The sequence below is a fragment of the Stenotrophomonas tumulicola genome, from assembly GCF_014117215.1.
GTDB lineage: Bacteria > Pseudomonadota > Gammaproteobacteria > Xanthomonadales > Xanthomonadaceae > Stenotrophomonas > Stenotrophomonas tumulicola.
This window is the reverse complement of the sequence record NZ_JACGXS010000001.1, coordinates 103,698-121,816: the sequence shown is the minus strand read 5'-3', so window position 1 is coordinate 121,816 and position 18,119 is coordinate 103,698. Positions and strand designations below refer to the sequence as shown.

General features: G+C 66.1%; 17 protein-coding genes. 8 read left to right on the top strand and 9 right to left on the bottom strand.

All coding sequences use genetic code 11. The annotated features are described in order from the left end of the window. Positions 1-73 precede the first annotated feature (73 nt). Positions 74-2,170, bottom strand: coding sequence for a M13 family metallopeptidase (locus H4O11_RS00490; RefSeq protein ID WP_182337468.1), 2,097 nt, complete (start codon positions 2,168-2,170; stop codon positions 74-76). A 137-nt stretch (positions 2,171-2,307) separates the two neighbouring features. Here H4O11_RS00490 and H4O11_RS00485 point away from each other — a divergent pair, with 137 nt between their 5' ends. Further along, a complete protein-coding gene (locus H4O11_RS00485; protein ID WP_182337467.1) occupies positions 2,308-2,766 on the top strand; it encodes a DUF4262 domain-containing protein in 459 nt (152 codons plus the stop codon). Between the two features lie 107 nt (positions 2,767-2,873). On the opposite strand, the gene gpmA is transcribed toward H4O11_RS00485, so the two are convergent. Continuing rightward, entirely contained in the window at positions 2,874-3,623 is a 750-nt protein-coding gene (gene gpmA, locus H4O11_RS00480) for a 2,3-diphosphoglycerate-dependent phosphoglycerate mutase (protein WP_182337466.1), read from the bottom strand. 119 nt (positions 3,624-3,742) lie between these two features. After that, positions 3,743-4,711 carry a cation diffusion facilitator family transporter gene (locus tag H4O11_RS00475; RefSeq protein ID WP_182337465.1) on the bottom strand — a complete coding sequence of 323 codons (969 nt, stop codon included), beginning with the start codon at positions 4,709-4,711 and terminating at the stop codon, positions 3,743-3,745. A gap of 125 nt (positions 4,712-4,836) precedes the next feature. On the opposite strand from H4O11_RS00475, the gene H4O11_RS00470 reads away from it, so the two are divergent. Together H4O11_RS00470 and H4O11_RS00465 are read left to right on the top strand one after the other, a co-directional pair. Then, entirely contained in the window at positions 4,837-5,964 is a 1,128-nt protein-coding gene (locus H4O11_RS00470) for a metallophosphoesterase (protein WP_182337464.1), read from the top strand. A 106-nt stretch (positions 5,965-6,070) separates the two neighbouring features. Next, a complete protein-coding gene (locus H4O11_RS00465) occupies positions 6,071-7,144 on the top strand; it encodes a Rieske 2Fe-2S domain-containing protein (RefSeq protein WP_220466573.1) in 1,074 nt (357 codons plus the stop codon). Here H4O11_RS00465 and uraH read toward each other — a convergent pair whose 3' ends face one another. The 4 genes from uraH to H4O11_RS00445 form a co-directional block, all read right to left on the bottom strand. After that, positions 7,145-7,558, bottom strand: a complete 414-nt coding sequence (gene uraH, locus H4O11_RS00460; protein ID WP_182337463.1) for a hydroxyisourate hydrolase — start codon at positions 7,556-7,558, stop codon at positions 7,145-7,147. 116 nt (positions 7,559-7,674) lie between these two features. Further along, positions 7,675-7,935, bottom strand: coding sequence for a hypothetical protein (locus H4O11_RS00455; protein WP_182337462.1), 261 nt, complete (start codon positions 7,933-7,935; stop codon positions 7,675-7,677). A gap of 66 nt (positions 7,936-8,001) precedes the next feature. After that, a complete protein-coding gene (locus H4O11_RS00450) occupies positions 8,002-10,698 on the bottom strand; it encodes a serine/threonine-protein kinase (RefSeq protein ID WP_182337461.1) in 2,697 nt (898 codons plus the stop codon). Next, the gene (locus tag H4O11_RS00445) at positions 10,695-11,282 is read right to left on the bottom strand and encodes an ECF-type sigma factor (protein ID WP_182337460.1); all 588 of its coding nucleotides are present in this window, start codon (positions 11,280-11,282) and stop codon (positions 10,695-10,697) included. The genes H4O11_RS00450 and H4O11_RS00445 overlap by 4 nt, the downstream gene beginning before the upstream one ends. A gap of 198 nt (positions 11,283-11,480) precedes the next feature. On the opposite strand from H4O11_RS00445, the gene H4O11_RS00440 reads away from it, so the two are divergent. Next, a complete protein-coding gene (locus H4O11_RS00440; RefSeq protein WP_182337459.1) occupies positions 11,481-12,533 on the top strand; it encodes a threonine aldolase family protein in 1,053 nt (350 codons plus the stop codon). 55 nt (positions 12,534-12,588) lie between these two features. Here H4O11_RS00440 and H4O11_RS00435 read toward each other — a convergent pair whose 3' ends face one another. Further along, positions 12,589-12,951, bottom strand: a complete 363-nt coding sequence (locus H4O11_RS00435) for a glycine zipper 2TM domain-containing protein (RefSeq protein WP_182337458.1) — start codon at positions 12,949-12,951, stop codon at positions 12,589-12,591. A gap of 122 nt (positions 12,952-13,073) precedes the next feature. Between H4O11_RS00435 and H4O11_RS00430 the strand changes: the two genes are divergently transcribed. Further along, positions 13,074-13,466, top strand: coding sequence for a barstar family protein (locus H4O11_RS00430; RefSeq protein ID WP_182337457.1), 393 nt, complete (start codon positions 13,074-13,076; stop codon positions 13,464-13,466). A gap of 18 nt (positions 13,467-13,484) precedes the next feature. Here H4O11_RS00430 and H4O11_RS00425 read toward each other — a convergent pair whose 3' ends face one another. Then, positions 13,485-14,492 carry a glycoside hydrolase family 43 protein gene (locus H4O11_RS00425; protein WP_182337456.1) on the bottom strand — a complete coding sequence of 336 codons (1,008 nt, stop codon included), beginning with the start codon at positions 14,490-14,492 and terminating at the stop codon, positions 13,485-13,487. 185 nt (positions 14,493-14,677) lie between these two features. Between H4O11_RS00425 and H4O11_RS00420 the strand changes: the two genes are divergently transcribed. The 3 genes from H4O11_RS00420 to H4O11_RS00410 all read left to right on the top strand — a co-directional run bounded on the left by H4O11_RS00420 (position 14,678) and on the right by H4O11_RS00410 (position 18,114). Beyond that, positions 14,678-15,607 carry a 2-dehydro-3-deoxygalactonokinase gene (locus tag H4O11_RS00420; RefSeq protein ID WP_182337455.1) on the top strand — a complete coding sequence of 310 codons (930 nt, stop codon included), beginning with the start codon at positions 14,678-14,680 and terminating at the stop codon, positions 15,605-15,607. Between the two features lie 107 nt (positions 15,608-15,714). Then, entirely contained in the window at positions 15,715-16,860 is a 1,146-nt protein-coding gene (locus H4O11_RS00415; protein ID WP_182337454.1) for an aldose epimerase family protein, read from the top strand. 105 nt (positions 16,861-16,965) lie between these two features. After that, positions 16,966-18,114, top strand: a complete 1,149-nt coding sequence (locus H4O11_RS00410) for a cellulase family glycosylhydrolase (RefSeq protein WP_182337453.1) — start codon at positions 16,966-16,968, stop codon at positions 18,112-18,114. Positions 18,115-18,119 lie beyond the last annotated feature (5 nt).

The following is an 18,119-nucleotide window of genomic DNA, read 5'->3' as shown; positions in this document are numbered from 1 at the left end:
CCCGGCGCTACTGCGGCGGCCAAAGAAAACCCGGCTTGCGCCGGGTTTTCAATGATTCAACACCAGCGGATGATTACCAGAGCACCACGCGCTTGTCGTCGGCGCGGACCATCGGCTGGCCGGCCTTGCACTCGAAGGCCGCGGCGAACGAAGGCATGTTCGACGGTGCGCCATTGGCTCGGAAGTTCGCCGGTGCATGCGGATCGGTGTTCAGGCGCACGCGCAGCTCGCCATCGGTGAAGTTGCGGCGCCACACGGTGGCCCAGTTCATGAAGAAGCGCTGGTCCTGCGTATACCCGTCAACTTCCACGTTGGCCTTCGGGTCTTCCTTCAGCGCCATCTGCAGCGCGTCATAAGCCACGGTCAGGCCACCAAGGTCGCCGATGTTCTCGCCCAGGGTCAGCTTGCCCTTCACGTTCACGCCCGGCAGCGACTCATAGCCATCGAACTGCGCGACCAACTGGTCGGTACGCTCGGTGAACGCCTTGCGGTCGGCGTCGGTCCACCAGTTGTCGAAGTTGCCGTTGGCAGCGAACTGGCTGCCCGAGTCGTCATAGCCATGCATCATCTCGTGGCCGATGACGGCGCCGATGCCGCCGTAGTTCAGCGCCGGATCCGCCTTGGCGTCGAAGAACGGCGCCTGCAGGATCGCCGCCGGGAACACGATCTCGTTCTTGGTGGCGTTGTAATAGGCGTTGACGGTCTGCGGGGTCATGCCCCACTCGGTCTTGTCCACCGGCTTGCCGATCTTGTCCAGCACGTAACGGTAGTTGTAGGCGCGTGCGGCCTGCATGTTGCCCAGGTAGCTGTCGCCGTTGGTCTGCAGGCCAGACCAGTCACGCCACTTGTCCGGGTAGCCGATCTTCGGGGTGAAGCTGGCCCACTTCTCCAGCGCCTTCGCGCGGGTGTCTTCGCCCATCCATTCCAGCTTCTCCAGGCGGGCCTTGAGCGCTTCGGACAGGTTCTCCACCAGATGCTCCATCTGCTCCTTGGACTCGGCCGGGAACACGGCGTCCACGTACAGCTGGCCCAGTGCTTCGCCCATGCCTCCGTTCACTGCATCCAGCACGCGCTTCCAGCGCGGCTGCATTTCCTGCTGGCCGCGCAGGGTCTTGCCGTAGAAATCGAAGTTGGCCTTCTCGATGTCGCTGGCCAGGTACGGCGCGGCGTCATCGAGGGTGTGGAAACGCAGGTAGGCCTGCCAGGTGGACGCCGGCACGTCGGCCAGCATCTTGTCCACTTCCTGGAAGAACTGCGGCTGCGCCAGCGAGAACTTCTGCGCAGCTGGCACCTTCAGCGTATCGAACAGCGCGGTCCAGCTGAAGTTCGGGGTCAGCTTGTCTGCGTCGGCGGCACTGACCGGGTTGTAGCGCTTCGACGGATCGCGCATTTCGATGCGCGACAACGAGGCATTGGCCAGGCGGGTTTCAAACGCCAGCACGGCCTTGGCCTGCTCGGCCGCCTGTGCGGCGTCCACGCCGGACAGGGTCAGCAGCTGGGTGATGTAGGCCTCGTACGCATCGCGGATCTTGGCCTGCGTCGCATCGAAGTAGTAGCCCTTCTCGGGCAGCCCGAGGCCACCCTGGCCGACGTAGGCGATGACGTTGGCCGAGTCCTTGTAGTCCGCATTGGCGAACAGCGAGAACAGCACGCCCTGGCCCTGCGCCTGGCTGTCGCGCAGGTACTGGGTGATGGCGGCGGTGTCGTCCAGCGCAGCAATCTTGTCCAGCTGCGCCTGCAGCGGCGCAAGGCCTGCCGCCTCGATCTTCGCTTCGTCGCTGCCGGTCTTCCAGATGTCGCCGATCTTGGCCTCCACCGAACCGGCCTTGGCGTCGCTGCCAGCGGCCTGCTCCACCAGTGCGTGCTGCACCTCCAGCGAGCGCTCGCGCAGTATCTCGAAGCTGCCCCAGGTGGTCTGGTCGCCCGGAACCGGATTGGCGCTCAACCACTTCTGGTTGACGAAGGCATTGAGATCGGTACACGCCGAAACAGCGGTATCCAGGTCGGCGCTGTCGAGCGAAATCAGCGGGGTCTTGACCAGCGACTGGTCGAACGCCGGCTTTGCGGCATCGGCAGTGGCATCTGGTGCGGTTTCGGTCTTGCCACAGGCGGCCAGCGACGTCGCGATGGCGACGGCCAGGCCCAGCGGGGCCAAGGTGCGGAATTTCATGGGACTCTCCGGCGGGTAATCCCTGAGGGTAGCCCGGACGGCACAGGCGGGGGACCGCCAAAGGTCACGCCCAAATACCAACTACCCGTGTGACACTGCCCGGGCCCATCCACGATCAATTGGCCAGCGTGATCTCCATGACAGCACCGGATAGCTCCAAGGACCGCAAAGTGATCGACGACATCCAGCAGCATGGCTGGCACTGCCTGCACGTGCTACCTGGACCGGATGGCGAAGTGGGGTTCTCCTACTCGATCGGATTCCAGGCCTCCTATTCCGCCCCGGAGGTCGTCATCTTCGGCCTGCAGCGCTCCAAGGCACATGCCCTCCTGGGGGAATGCGCGAACCTGCTTGCTGCCGGGCACCAGATCCGCACCGACGTCGAAGATGGCGAGGTCCTTGCAGGCGGGTACAACGTCGTCTTCCGTTCAGTACGTGCCGAATGCCATGACGACTACCTGGGGACCGCCGTACGCCATTACGGCCCACGGCCGCTGCATGCCGTGGTCATGTTCCTTCCCGACAGCGCGCACCGCTTCCCGTGGCAACCCGGCTATGGCGATGCGCCGGCCGACGAAGCGCTTGGCATCGTCTGACCTGGATCGGTAGTGACGGGCCATGCCCGTCACCGCAACAACAGCGTGGCGAACAACGGCCGCCACGCGTCGATGCCACATCACCAGCAACGGGTCATGGACGCGCCCTACCTGGCTTTGCCCTGGTTGGCCACGGCTTCGGCCGCCTTGCGTGCGGCTTCCGGGTCACCCAGGTAACGGAATGACTGCACGGCCAGCGTATCGTCCAGCTCGAACAGCAGCGGGATGCCGGTCGGGATGTTCAGCTCGAGGATTTCCTCGCGCGAAACGTTGTTGAGGTACTTGTACAGCGCGCGCAGCGAGTTGCCATGTGCGGTGACCAGCACGGTCTTGCCGTCCTTCAACTGCGGGGCGATGGAATCGAACCAGTACGGCAGCACGCGTTCCAGCGTGGTAGCCAGCGATTCGGTACCCGGCAGCGCATTGCGGTCCAGGGTGGAATAGCGGCGGTCGTGGATCGGGTGGCCCGGATCCTCGATGTCCATCGCCGGTGGCGGGATATCGTACGAACGGCGCCAGATCTTGACCTGGTCTTCGCCATGTTTGGCTGCGGTTTCGGCCTTGTCCAGGCCCTGCAGGCCACCGTAGTGACGTTCGTTCAAGCGCCAGCTCTTGCTGACCGGCAGCCAGTCCTGGTCCAGTTCGGCCAATGCCCCCTGCAGGGTGTGGATGGCGCGCTTGAGCACCGAGGTGTGGGCGACGTCGAACTGCAGGCCCTCTTCGCGCATCAGGCGACCGGCGGCAGCCGCTTCCTGGCGCCCCTTGTCGGTGAGTTCGACATCGACCCAGCCGGTGAAGCGGTTGTCCAGGTTCCACTGGCTCTGGCCGTGGCGCAACAGTACGAGTTTACGGGTCACTGCAGGGTCTCCAACAAGGGGAAGGCAGGCAGCTAGTGTAGCGCCGGGCCGTGCCGGGCGGCGGATGATCGTGCCGCTGCGCTCGCCGGGCCGGGCCCGGCGCCCCGTTGCAGGCAGGGTCAGCGGTGCACGTGTCCATGGTGGCCGCGTTCGTCGGCGTGGTCGTGCCCCTGGTGGTCATGGGCCCTGGCCGCCGGATCGATCGCGCAGGCATCACCACAGTGGTCGACTTCCAGTTGCAGGGTGACGTGGTCGATGCCATGGCGTTCGTGCAGTGCGTCGGCAAGAGCACGGCGTACGCGGTCCGCATCGGCCCCCTCGCCCATCACCACGTGCGCGCTGAGCGCCGGCGTACTGGACGCCAGTGCCCATACGTGCAGGTCATGCACATCCACCACGTCCCCATGGGCGCACAGCGTGCCGCGCACATCGGCCAGCACGATCCCCTTGGGCACGCCCTCCAGCAACACATTGATCGCTTCGCGCATGAGCACCCAGGTGCGTGGCAGCACCCACAGGCCGATCAGCACCGCCAGGATCGGATCGATCACCTTCCAGCCGGTCCAGCGGATAAGCAGCGCACCGATGATCACGGCAACCGACCCCAGCATGTCCGCCCACACTTCCAGGTAGGCGCCTTTGACGTTCAGGCTTTCGCCACTGCCGGCCTTCAGCAGCCGCATCGAGATGAGGTTCACCAGCAAGCCGATCGCCGCGATCACCAGCATGCCGGTGGAGGCGATGTCCTGCGGCTGGCGGAAGCGCGCGATCGCCTCCCACAGGATGTAGCCAGCCACCACGAACAGCATGCCGCCGTTGAACATCGCGCCCAGTGCTTCCAGCCGCGCATAGCCATAGGTGCGCCGCGCATCGGGCGGGCGGCGGCTGAGCCGCACCGCGACCAGCGCGATCATCAGCGCCAGCGTGTCGGTAGCCATGTGTGCGGCGTCGGACAGCAACGCCAGGCTGTTGGTGAGGAAAGCGCCGATGACTTCGGCCAGCAGGAAGGTGGCGGTCAGGCCGAGCGCCCACCACAAGGGCTTCTCGTGGCGGATCTCGCTGGGCAGGTGGTCGTGGTCGTGGCCCATCGGGGTCTCCTGTGCGTTGCCCGCAGGCTACGCCGCGCTGCCGGGGGATACCATCACACGGGTTATAACATCGCGCATCACCGGCCTCCCGGTGGCGTCCCCTCTCCACATCCTGGTACCCGCCCATGAATCGCCAAGCCGCCATCTTCCTGTCCATTGCCTGGCTTCCCGTGGCCCTGCTGGCCAGTGCCCCACTGGCAGCGCGAGAGGTTCCCGAACCCGCCTCGCGCGTGGACGCGGATGGCCCTTACGTCTTCCGCGACGGCAGCGGACTGCGGTTGCAGTGGATATGCGAGGACAAAGTCGAGTCACGTGCGCTGGCCACCGACGGCGGCGGCGCTGACATCCCGGCCCGCTGCGGTTATCCGCACACCCTGCACGTGGCGCCACCCGCGATGCCTGCCCAAGCGGTGCTGCCGGCAGTCCCGCGGATCGTCGTGCTGTCCGACATCCATGGGCAATACGACCTGCTGGTGCGCCTGCTGCGCGCCAACAAGGTGATCGATGGACAGGACCACTGGTCGCTGGGCACCGATACGCTGGTCGTTGCCGGCGACGTGTTCGACCGCGGGCCGAAGGTCACCGAAGCCTTCTGGCTGCTGTACAGCCTGCAGCAGCAGGCGGCCGATGCGGGCGGCGCGGTGCACTTCGTGCTCGGCAACCACGAAACGATGGTGCTGTACGATGACCTGCGCTACGTCAATCCGAAATACCTGCGCAGCGCGCAACTGCTGGGACGCAGCTACCCACAGCTGTATGGCGCCGATTCGGTGATCGGCCAGTGGCTGCGCACGCGGCCCGTGCTGCTGCGGATCGGCGACACCCTGTTCCTGCACGGCGGCATTTCACCGGATGCGCTGGAACTGGCGCTGGACCCTTCACGTACCAACGCCGCCTATCAGGCATCGCTGGGCATCCCCCGCGAGCAGGTCAAGGGCGACCCCACCACCGCTCCGCTGTACGACGGCAAGACCAGCCCGATATGGTACCGCGGCTACTTCGATGGACGACTGGACACGGCTGGCGTGCAGGCCGTGCTGGACCGGCTTGGACTCAAGCGCATCGTGGTCGGCCATACCTCGATGCAGCACGTCAGCCACTTCCATGGGGAGCGCGTCATCGCCGTGGACAGCAGCATCAAGAAGGGCGAGAACGGCGAACTGCTCTTCATCGAAGAAGGCCGGCTGAGCCGTGGACTGCTGGATGGCAGCCGCGTGGCGCTGGCCGAAGGAATCATGGACCAGGACGACTGACGCCGACGCCTGCGCCGCACATGCAGATGGATTGAACATTCCTGCATGGCGGCACCTGGAAGCCCACCTGCAGAATCCGGATACAGACCACCGCCCGGAGAACATGATGTCCGCATGCAGCCATGGCAGCACATGCACGCTGGCAGACGCGCCTGCCATGCCGGCGGGATGCAGTTTCGACGCAGCAGACTGGTACCTGCTTGCACGTCATTGGTATCCGCTGATGGAGGCGGAAAAGGTCAGCGGCAGCCCGATTTCGGCCATGCTGCTGGACCAGCCGCTGGTGCTCTATAGAGCCGGCGGGCAGGTCGTCGTGGCCCGCGATGCCTGTCCACACCGGGGCGTCCCGCTGAGCATGGGCGCGCCCGACGATGGCGGCATCCGCTGCGCCTACCATGGACTGCTGTTCGGCGCCGCAGGGCGCTGCATCGACATTCCCAGCCGGCCCGGGCACCCCGTCCCCGCCCGCCTGCACCTACACACTTTCCCTGCAGTGGAACGCTATGGGCTGGTCTGGACGTGCCTGTGGCCGCATGAAGACGCCGCCCCCGAGATTCCATCGATGCCGCACTGGGGCGACGCCGGCTTCCAGCAGGCACTGTGCCCGTGCTATACGATGGACTGTTTCGCCGGCCGGCAGATGGAGGGGTTCCTCGACGTGGCCCACTTTCCGTGGGTGCACCGCACGACATTCGCCTGCGCCGGGCAGCGCAGCGTTCCGTCCTACGCCGTCGAGGAAACCGAGCACGGCTTCTCCGCGGATTACTACAGTGGCATCGCGAACTATCCGCTCGAATCTGGCAGGAGGGCGCCGGACGGCTTCATCTGGCACCGCCAGTTCGATGTCCATCTTCCTTTTGCCGCCAGCCTCATCCTGCATTTCCCGGAAGGTGGGCGTGCGGTGATCTTCAACATCGCCACGCCCGTTTCCGCGTTGCGGACCCACCTGTTCGTGCCGGTATCACGCAATTTCGATACCGAGCGACCCGCGCAGGAAATGATCGATTTCAACCTGCGCGTGTTCGATGAGGACAAACCGCTGATGGAAGCCCAGCGCCCGCGCAACCTGCCGCTGGATGTCCGCGACGAAGCGCACGTCCCTGCTGACCGCAGTTCGCTTGCTTATCGACGTGCATTGGCCCGGCGTGGCCACGGCCGGTTCTTCGACCCGGCGGTATGATCAGCTGCCGCGGTAAGTCGAATAGCCGTACGGGCTCAGCAGCAGCGGGACATGGTAATGCGGTAGCGAACCGTCGGCGTCGATGACGACTTCGACCTTCGGGTAGAAGGTCGATGCCGCGCGCGCGGTGTACCAGTCGCCCGTCTGGAAGGTGATCCTGTAACGCCCCGGCTGTAGCGCCTGGCCTGCGGGATACAGCGTGGCGATTCGGCCATCGGCGTTGGTACGTCCCTGGCTTATGCGGGCCCAGCCGTCGCCTTGTACGCTTTCCAGCTCAACCTGCATGCCCTGTGCAGGCAATCCGGTCTGCTGGTCCAGCACATGCACGCTGATGGGATTGGGTGCAGCCAGGGCAGGCAGGGCGAGCACGCTGCCCAGCAGCATGGTGGTTGCCGCGTTGGAGAGTCGGGACATGGAGGAAGGTTCACCGGAAAGTCGAGCGAAACCCCATGCTGTTGCCTGGCGCACCAACAGGCCATCGGACCGGTCCTGCATGCCACCGACAGGCTGCGGCCCGAGGCCTGCGCGACTCAGAAACCATCACGACGGATACGCGATACACGCCAGCCTCCATGGCTGGCGAAGCGGCCACTGTCGCCGAAAAAGGCAAAGCGCACGGCCACCGCGCAGGAAAGCAACGGCGCACAGTGCCACTGGCGTGCCTTGCGATAGGCCTTGAAGAAGTCCGCCCGTACGCTGCGCCGCCGTATCATCGCCACCGGGCCTTCCGGATCGGGCAGCCTGTCCGCAGGTGCAGGGGGCGAGGACGGCTTTCCGTTCGTATGTGGCATGTCAATCTCCTGGTTCGGTGTGCAGCGTGGGGCTGTCCTTACCAAACCGGAGAATGCGTCACGAACCTATCGTGCCTGCGCAATCTTCGTAGACGGCGCCATCGCCGTGTCCAGCACCGCGATGCGCCTGAGGAAATCCGAATCCGGCGAAAGCTCGCCCAGCCATGGCCGGGCGCGGTCGATCTGCGCGCGTGCGGCAGGCGCCTGTCCATGTTCCAGCAGGACCTCCGCCAACGCGATGCGCCATTTCGCCGTCGCGGTGGAATCGGCACCGTACAACTGCTCGAAGGTAGCCACGGTTTCTGCCCAGCGCTCGACCGCTACAGGATCATGCGCACGCTGCGCCAGCAAGGCCAGCTGCATCTGCTGGCGAAGCTTCAGCGAGGTTCCCGGGTCTGGATTTCGCCTCGCGAACTCCCGCAATGCGGCACCGGCCTCTGCCAGGCGGCCAGCCCGCGTCATCCATTCGATCTCCACCAGCCGCAGCGTCAGCAACTGCCGCGACGATGCCGCCAGCTCGCGCCGCCAGTGGGCCGCGATACGGCGCAACGGCTCTTCCGCTTCAGCGGTACGGTCCGACCGCAACAGCAGCCGCGCCAGGATCATCTCGGTATCCAGGCTGCTGGCGTCCGTGGGCCCCAACGCCCGCCTGCGCAGCGCCAGGGCCTGCCGGTAACGCCGTTCGGCCTGCAGGTAGTCACCGCGTGCCTCTTCCATGATTCCCAGCCCGAGGACCTTCGACGCAAAGGCCTGGCTGTCTTCGCCATCCACCCGTGCACTGGTCGCCAGGCTGTCCAGGAAGTGGGTTTCAGCGCGATGGTAGCGTCCCAGGTCCAGGTACTGCCCCGCCAGCTCGGCTTCCGCCGCAGCGGTATAACTGCTTTCCGCGCCGAACAGGCGACGGGTGAGCTCGAAGCCCTCCTCGCCCAGCTGCAGCGCCTCATCGGTGCGCCCCTGCGCCAGCAGGGTGAATGACAGCGAGCGCAGCACGCGCTGGTATTCCAGCCCCTGCATGCTCTCGGTAGGTGCGGCTGCACGCAGTGCGTCGCGCAGCGTGGCTTCGGAGCGATCCAGCTGGTTGCTGGTCCGGTACAGTGCCCCCAGGTTGGCCAACGTGGTCGCCTCGCCCCGGCGTGCTTCCGTGCCGCTTTCCTGCCGTACCAGTGCCAGTGCCTGCAGCAGGGAAGCCTCTGCCCGCGCATCGCCATCCGCGCCGCTGCCAGACTGCGCACGGCCGAGCGCATTGAGCGCCTGCACGCGCGTGGGCCGGTCATCGTCCCGGTCGAGCAACTGCAGTGCCTGCCCGGCCAGCTCCCTGGCTTCGGCGACGTTCCGTGCATCGCTTAGTTGCAGGGCCAATGCCACCCGCGCCGCCGCCTGCTGCCGTGGCGGCGCGCCGGCCTCGGCCAGGCCCTGCATGCCTGCGCGCAACAGCGTCTCGGCCTGCTGTGGCCGCCCCAGGTTCTGGTATGCGCGGCCAAGGGTCGCCTGCAGGCGCGCACGGATGGCCGGCGAATATTCCAGGTCATGTTCGATCCGGCCAGCAGCCTGGTCCAGCACATCGCGTGCGCTCAGCTGCACGTCGCCGCGCAGCGCCGGATCGGCTGCATCGAAGGCAGCCACCAGCACATCGGCGATGCCGGCCGCTTCCCTCGCATTCTGTTCGGCAGCCGCGCGGGCATCGCTCAAGCGCATCACGAACACGCCGGCCGCCAGCAGCGCGATGCTGGCCAGTACGCTGCCACGCCAGTTCCTGCGCAGGAACAGACCCAGCCGGCGCGACCTGCCGGTGGAGCCCGCGCGCACCGGGCGATGATCAAGGAAACGCTCGATGTCCTCGGCCAGTGCTTCGGCTGCAACATAGCGCTGCAGCGGCAGCCCCGCCTGCGCCTTGCCCGCTATCGCCAGCAGGTCGCGGTTGGCGGGTGCGCCGGCAGACAGCGCAGCCAGCAGTTCGGACAGCATCACGCCCAGGCTGTAGATGTCGCTGGCCACGCCGGCGGGCCGGCCCGCCATCCGTTCCGGGCTGGCATAGGCAGGCGTGGCGAACTCGTTGACATCGCCACCATCATCCAGCAGCCGGGCGATGCCGAAGTCCAGCAATACAGGTTCACCGTCGGCACGCACCAGTACGTTGCCTGGCTTGAGGTCGCAATGGATCACACCCTGTGCATGCGCCGCCTGCACCGCGCGGCAGACCTTGGCGAACAGGCGCAGGACACGGTTCCGGTCCAGCGACGCGTCACGACACGCGGCATCCAGCGGCCGCCCGTCCACGTACTCCATCACCAGGTACGGCTGGCCGTCCTCGGTCACGCCTGCATCCAGCAGGCGGGCGATGCCGGGATGCTGCAGATCGGCCAGGAACTGGCTTTCAGCCGACAACTGGCGTGCCATCGCCGCATCCCAGCGCCGTCGTATCAGCTTGATCGCGACCGTCCGCCGATACAGCCGGTCGGCACGCTCGGCCAGGTACACCATGCCCATGCCACCCGTGCCCAGGAGGCGCTGCAGGCGCCATGGCCCCAGCCGCTGGCCAACCTGTGCCGCCGGTTCGTCCATCCGCGTGAAAAACGCGTCCAATGACTGCTGCACGCCCCCCAGCGCCACGGTCTGCGCCCGCAGCAATGAAAGCGATTCGGCCACCATCGCCGGATCGTCGGTCAGCTCCTGCAACGCCGGCTGCCACCGGTCTGCCGGAAGATCACAGACCGCGTCGAACAGGCTCCGTACGGTGGCCCAGTCCAGCGACGCGCCGCTCATGCCAGCTGCCCGCCCGCAAGGTGTCGCTTGAGCCATGCACGCGCAAAGCGCAGGTCGCGATCCACGGTCGGCACCGATACGTGCTGCGCGGCAGCGATCTCCTCGCGCCTCATGCCGGAAAAATACATCCACTCCACCGCATCTGCCGCACGCCGGTCCACTGTCGCCAACGCCGTCAGCGCCGCATCCAGCGCCAGCACATCGATGGCCTCGTCATCGCCGGCACTCTCGCGTTCGGCATGGGAAAGGGTCAGGTGCAGATTGCCGCCGCCACGCTTGGCCGCCGCCATGGCACGTGCCTGGTCGACCAGTACGCTGCGCATCTTCAACGCCGCCAGCGACAGGAAATGCACTCGATCCACATAGCCCGCATTGCTTTCCAACATGCGCAACAGCGCCTCGTGCACCAGCGCGGTGGGCTGCAGCTGGCGCGGTTCGGCCCCGGCAAGGCGCAAGGCCGCCATCTCGCGCAACTGCGCGTACAGCAGTTCCAGCATGCGGTCGCGGGCCTGCACGTCGCCACGCTGGCCCCAGTCCTGCAGCAGCAGGGTCACGTTGTCGGTGGCGGATGGCGAGGACGGCATGGACGTTGCAGATGGAACACAGACCGCAGTATCCCCCATCACACGGCCCTGATGCATGACACTTGTCGCTGCTGGACCGCCGCCACGCGCAGGCCACGGCCGCCTCCTCCAGCCCGCTGCTGCCGCGCGCGCCCTCCCCCCGGTCCTGCAGGCCGTGACGTTGTAGTCTGCGGGGAGACGATCAACGCAGAGGGCAACATGGATTTCGGCAGCGACAACCAGTCAGGCGTATCACCCCGTATCCTGCAGGCGCTGGTGGACGCCTGTTCCGGTACCGCCGCCTCCTATGGCAACGACCCATGGACCGGGCGGGCCGAATCAGCGATCGCACACGCGTTCGAACATGACCTGCGCGCCTTCTTCGTCGCCACCGGCACGGCGGCCAACTGCCTGGCGCTGTCAGCCCTGGTGCAACCGTGGGACGCGGTCCTGTGCCATCGCCAGGCGCATGTGGCCACCGACGAATCCACCGCACCGGAGTTCTTCACCGGCGGAGCGCGGTTGCTGCCGATCGCCACCGACAGCGGCAAGATCACCGCCGAGGCCTTGCAGCAGACCCTGCAGCGACTTCCCGACGCACCACCGCACAGCGTGCGGCCTGCCGCACTCAGCCTGACCCAGGCCACCGAGAATGGGCTGGTCTATACGCCGGACGAACTGCGCGCGCTCACCACCCTGGCCCACCAGCATGGCCTGCATGTGCATATGGACGGCGCCCGCTTTGCCAATGCCGTGGCTACCCTGGGCTGCACACCGGCGGACCTCACTGCCAAGGCCGGCATCGACGTGCTGTCATTGGGTGCATCGAAGAACGGCGCGCTGGCCGCCGAGGCGGTCGTCTTCTTCAATACCGCACTGGCGCGGGACTTCGAACTGCGCCGCAAGCGGGCCGGGCAGCTACTGTCCAAGGGACGTCTGTTCGGTGCCCAGTTCTGCGCCTGGCTGCAGGATGATCACTGGCTGGACCTGGCACGCCACGCCAATACTGCCGCGCTGCAGCTGGCCGGCATCCTGCAGGCCCATCCGGACATCCGGTTGGCCTGGCCGGTACAGGCCAACGAGGTGTTCGTGGTGATGCCCAAGCCCTTGCTGGAGCGCCTGCTCGCCGATGGCGTGCGCTGCTATGACTGGTATGCCGACAGCCTGCCGCCATCGCTGGTGCTCGATGCGCAGGATGTTCCGGCGCGCTTCGTCACCTCATGGACGACCGGTACCGAAGATCTTCGGGCTTTGCACGACCTGCTGCGCTGACTGGACGTGCCGGTCGCTGGAAAGGCAGCCATCAACGATGGCTGCCTATGGGAGCCTATTTGTATTCACGCTCGCAGCGACGTTCGACCACGCGGTCACCGGTCTTCTGCTGGTGGCGGCCCTGGATGTTGCGGCCTGCAGCGCCGCCTGCCACGGCACCCGCCACCGTGGCGAGCTTCTTGCCCTTGCCACCGCCGACCTGGTTTCCCAGCAGGCCGCCAACCACGGCGCCGGTCGCCGTGCCGGCGACGCGGTTGGAATCCTTGCTGTTGCGCTGCACTTCGACGTTACGGCATACCACGCGACTGCCGTCATCGAAGCGGCGTCCTTCGTCGCTCGGCCCGTAGCTCTGCGCCGAAGCAGCTGATGATGCCGCCATCAGGGCGCCGATGCACAACAAGTGGGTGGTCATCTTCATGCAGGACTCCTTATGCTCCGAGTACGTGCCGGCAGTGTTCTCCCCCGGGCGGCAACCGGGAGTGAAATTGCGTGCAGGCCGCGTTAAATCCCTTTACCCCGTTCAGTTCACGGAAAAGCAGCATGACCGACCGCCTGATCCTCGACGGCAGCGCCATCACGGATATCCCATCGCTGTACGAGGAGATCAACCGGGTATTCATGTCCAGTGAATCGTGGCGGCTCGGGCATAGCCTGGATGCCTTGGATGACCTGCTCTACGGCGCCTATGGCGCACTGCATGGCCACGACAGGATGACCGTGGAATGGCGGGACATGGAAACCAGCAGGGCCGCGCTGGGAGCGGCCGCAACCAAGGCATGGCTGCAGCAGAAGCTGCTGCAGCCCGGGAATTTCAACACCACGCTGATCCAGGCCCAGTTACGGGCACTGGAACAGGGAACGGGCAAGACGTATTTCGATATCGTGCTGGAGATCTTCGCCGCGCATGCCACTGTCCGGCTCCTGCCGGCGTGACGCACGCGTGCCGGGCACTCAATCCGCCGGAGCCGTGCGACGTGCCGTAGGCGGATCCAGCCATGGCGTACCGTCGGCGTTCCAATGAACCGGCTGGATGCGCGGTGACCGTTTGGCCGTGCAACCCATGCCAGGGCCCGGGTTGGCGTGGTACACGATCCAGGTCTTGCCGTCGGCCATCTCGAAGAACCCGTTGTGGCCCGTCGCGTAGACGTTTCCCTGCGGGTTCTTGGTCAGAATGGGCCTGGACAGCTTGGTCCATGCACCGGCATCCAGTGGATTGCTGCCAGCGCGTGCACGCAGCAGGCCGATCGCATAGTCATCCGACCAGCAGGCGCTGCCGGAGTATGCAAGGAACAGATCACCATCCGGCCCTGCCAGGAACTCGGGGCCTTCGAGGATCTGCCGTCCGCCCTGCCGTTCCCACGCTTGGTCAGGCCGCGCGATGATCGTTTCCTCACCCGCCAGCGTCCACGGATTGGACATCGCAACGATCGCCAGCACGCTGTCCGGGCCGACATAAGGCGAGTACACGAAGTAGCGTTTGTCACCGACGACAAAAGTGGTGCCATCGATTCCCGGCTGGTGCGTGGCCAGTTGGCCGCGGTCGCGCCATTCGCCCTGGGTCGGGTCGTCGCTGTCGTTCTGCAGCACGAAGATGCCGCGATCCTGGTCGGTCGCCTCGCCCTCGCCACTGGCCGCAGCCGTGTAGTAGATGTACCAACTGCCATCGATGCGATGCAGTTCCGGCGCCCATATCGAACGGGCGTTGGGTCCCGATGCCGGCGGCCGCCATACCGTCGTCTCGGGCGCTTCAGCCAGCCGCGCCAGGTCGCGCGTGGTGCGGATCGCCAACCGATCACCGTGCGTTCCCATGTAATGGAACACGTCGCCATCGCGGACGATCCAGGGATCCGGCCCGGATGGCAGCAACGGATCATCGAACGCGACCGGTGCGCCCGCGTGCGCCGCCGTTGTCGATACCAGTAGTGCACCCAGCAGCAGGCGTGCCGACCAATGCAACATAGCTCCTCCTCGTCATCCGTTGGAATCGATGGCGCGCCGTTCCCTTCGACGGGTCCTGGCAGGGCCATGCCCTTGCCCGTTTGCGCGACCGGGCAAGGGTAATCATATAATCCGACAATATACAAGAATGCCCGGTTCCCTCCCCCGCGCCGTCACCACCTCAATCATCAGCAGCGAGCTTCGTCATGAACCAGAGCAACGCGGACAGCATCATCGGCATCAACTGGGGCAGTTCCAATTTCCGTGCCTACCTGATCGGCCCGGATGGGCAGGTACAGGATGTGATGGAAGCGGCGGCGGGCGTAACCACGCTGCAGCGTGCCGGCATGCTCGACATGGCCGCACAGGTGCACCACCGCTGGCCCAATGCGGCCCACGCCTATGCCGCCGGGATGATCGGCTCCAACGTCGGCTGGACCGACGCCGGCTACCTGGACTGTCCGGCCGGTATCGACGCGCTCGCCAGCGCACTGGTCCCGACCACGATGGGCGACCTGGCCGTCGACATCGTGCCCGGCCTGGCCTGCGTGCGCGACGCCGACGGCGCGCCGGATATCCTGCGTGGCGAGGAAACCGAACTGTTCGGGCTGCTGTCCAGCGGCCAACTCGATACGGCACCTGTCGTCGCGCTGCCGGGAACACATACCAAATGGGTGCAACTGCGCGACGGTGCGGTGCATGGATTCATGACCGCGATGTCCGGCGAAGTCTTCGACCGCCTGTCCAGCGGCGGGCTGCTGGCGTCGGTCGTCGAGGGCCCTGGCAGTGATGGCCCTGCCTTCCGCGAGGGTGTCCGCACCGCGGCGGCGCGGACACTGGGATTGAATGCATTGCTGTTCGGTGTCCGCGCACGGATGATCCGCGGCACGCTGGCACGCGCCGACGCCAGCGCCTACCTGCGCGGCATTCTGATCGGTTCGGAGATCGCCGATGCACTTACCCTGTTCCCGGAACTGCGCACGGCCACCGTGCCGCTGGTCGGCTCGGCGCCGGTCTGCGCGCTCTACCAGGCAGCCCTGGCCACGCTGGGCATCGCCGCGCATCCGCTGGCATCTTCTGGTGCCGTCGCCCATGGGTTCGCTGCGATCCACGCGCTGCGCGGCCACGCCCGGTAAGCCTCGCCCCCGCGCCCCACGCCTGCCTTCCTTGCTGCGTCGCAACGTGCGTATTGTATGATTATATGGTTTTGTAGCCTCCACGTTATCTTCAGAGGTCCGGAGCGATGCAGGCTGGCAAGGGGAAAATCGCAGGTTGTCTGGGCGCGCTGGCGCTCTCGGTGGTGGGAACCAGTGTCGCGCAGCAGCGCGAAGTCGTTGGCGCGCTGGCCGACGGTACGCAGGTCGAATCGATCCTGCTGCGCGACAGCAACGGCATGCAGGCGCGCGTGCTGACCCTCGGTGCGGCGCTGCACTCGCTCGACGTGCCGGATCGCGACGGCAAGCTTGCCGACGTCGTGCTCGGCGACGCGACCCTGCAGGCCACCCTGGCCAACCCGCAGTACTTCGGCACGGTCGTCGGGCGCTTTGCCAACCGCATCGCCCGCGGCAGGTTCACCTTGGATGGCCGCGATTACAGCGTTCCCACCAACGATGGCCCCAACAGCCTCCACGGTGGTTCGCGCGGATTCGACAAAGTGGTGTGGGAGGTCGTTGAAGCGACCCCGGATCGCACCACCCTGCGCCACGTCAGCCCCGATGGCGACCAGGGCTTTCCCGGCACCCTGACCGTCACCGCCACTTACGCACTGGAAGGCGATGGCCGCCTGGCCATCGAGTACAGCGCAACCACCGACGCACCGACCATCGTCAACCTCAGCAACCACACCTACTGGAATCTCTCCGGCGAAGGTTCAGGCACGGCGATGGACCACGAGTTGATGATCGCCGCCGACAGCTATACCCCCGTCGATGCCACCTTGATCCCCACCGGTGTGTTCGAACCGGTCACCGGCACGGCATTCGACTTCCGTCGTGCCAAGCCCATCGGCCGCGACCTGCGTCGTGGCGACGAACCGCAACTGCTGCATGGGCATGGCTATGACCACAACTGGGTCATCAGCCGCGCTGCCAGCCGTGAACCACGCGAAGTGGCGCGTGTATACGACCCGCACTCCGGCCGGGTGATGTCGTTGTCTTCCACCCAGCCCGGCCTGCAGTTCTATTCCGGCAACTTCCTGGACGGCAGCACGGTCGGCAAGGGCGGCCATGTCTATCGCCAGGGGGATGCGATCGCACTCGAACCCCAGTTGTTTCCAGACACGCCGAACCAGCCTGCCTTCGGTTCGGCGCGGCTGGCGCCCGGCCAGAAGTACGTGAACCGGATGGTCTATCGGTTCAGCACCGAGCCGGGCACCCGAACCTCCCGTTGATCACGGCGCCCCTCGCGGGCGCCCGTGCCGATCCGGCGCCACGGCCAGGGCCGTGGTGGACGCCGAAGGCATGTCCTCATTCTTCCCATGAAAGGAACGCATACCATGCGAAAGTGGCTCACTCCCCTGCTGGCGGCGCTGCTCGCCGTCGCCCCCCAGGCGCAGGCCGCCGATGGCGACCGCTGGACGCCCGCCGAAGCCGAGACCTGGTACGCCAAGCAGGCGTGGCTGGTCGGCGCCAACTATTCCACGTCCAATGCGATCAACCAGCTGGAGATGTTCCAGGCCGACACCTTCGATCCGGTGGCCATTGATCGCGAACTTGGCTGGGCGCACGAACAGTTCGGCATGAACACCATGCGCGTCTATCTCCATGACCTGCTCTGGAAGCAGGACCCCAAGGGCTTCCTGCGCCGCGTGGACCAGTTCCTGGATATCGCCGCAAAGCATGGCATCCGTCCGATGCTGGTGCTGTTCGACAGCTGCTGGGATCCGGATCCGGCGCTCGGTGCGCAGCATCGGCCGATCCCCGGCGTGCACAATTCCGGCTGGTTGCAGAGTCCTGGCCGCCATGAGCTGGTGGATCCCGCCAACGATGCCCACTTCCGTGCCTACGTGCAGGGCGTGATCGGTGCATTCGCCAACGACAAGCGCGTGCTGGCCTGGGATCTGTGGAATGAGCCGGACAATCCGGGCGGCGGCAACTACATCGACAAGCAGCTGGACGGCGAGCAGGCACGCATCGCCGAGCTGCTGCCGAAGGTGTTCGCCTGGGCACGTGCGGAAAAGCCCGTACAGCCGCTCACCAGCGGCGTGTGGATCGGCGATGACTGGTCACCGGGCGCAGCCTCGCTGACCTCGATCCAGCGCACCCAGCTGGAGCAGTCCGACATCATCACCTTCCACAACTACGAGCAGCCCGAAGCGTTCGAAGCACGCATCGCCCAGTTGCGCGGCTACGGCCGCCCGTTGATCTGCACCGAATGGCTGGCACGCGGCGCCGGCTCCAACGTAGACACCATCCTGCCGATCGCCCGGCGCGAGAACATCGGCATGATCAACTGGGGCTTCGTCGACGGCGCCATCCAGACCCGCTTCCCCTGGGACAGCTGGCAGCGCCCGTACACGATGGAAGAACCCACGGTGTGGTTCCACGACCTGCTCAAGGCCGACGGCACCCCTTACCGCGCCCGTGAAGCCGAACTGTTCCGCACGCTTGCCAACACCCCGCGCGACGCTGTCGCCACGCCCTGATCCAA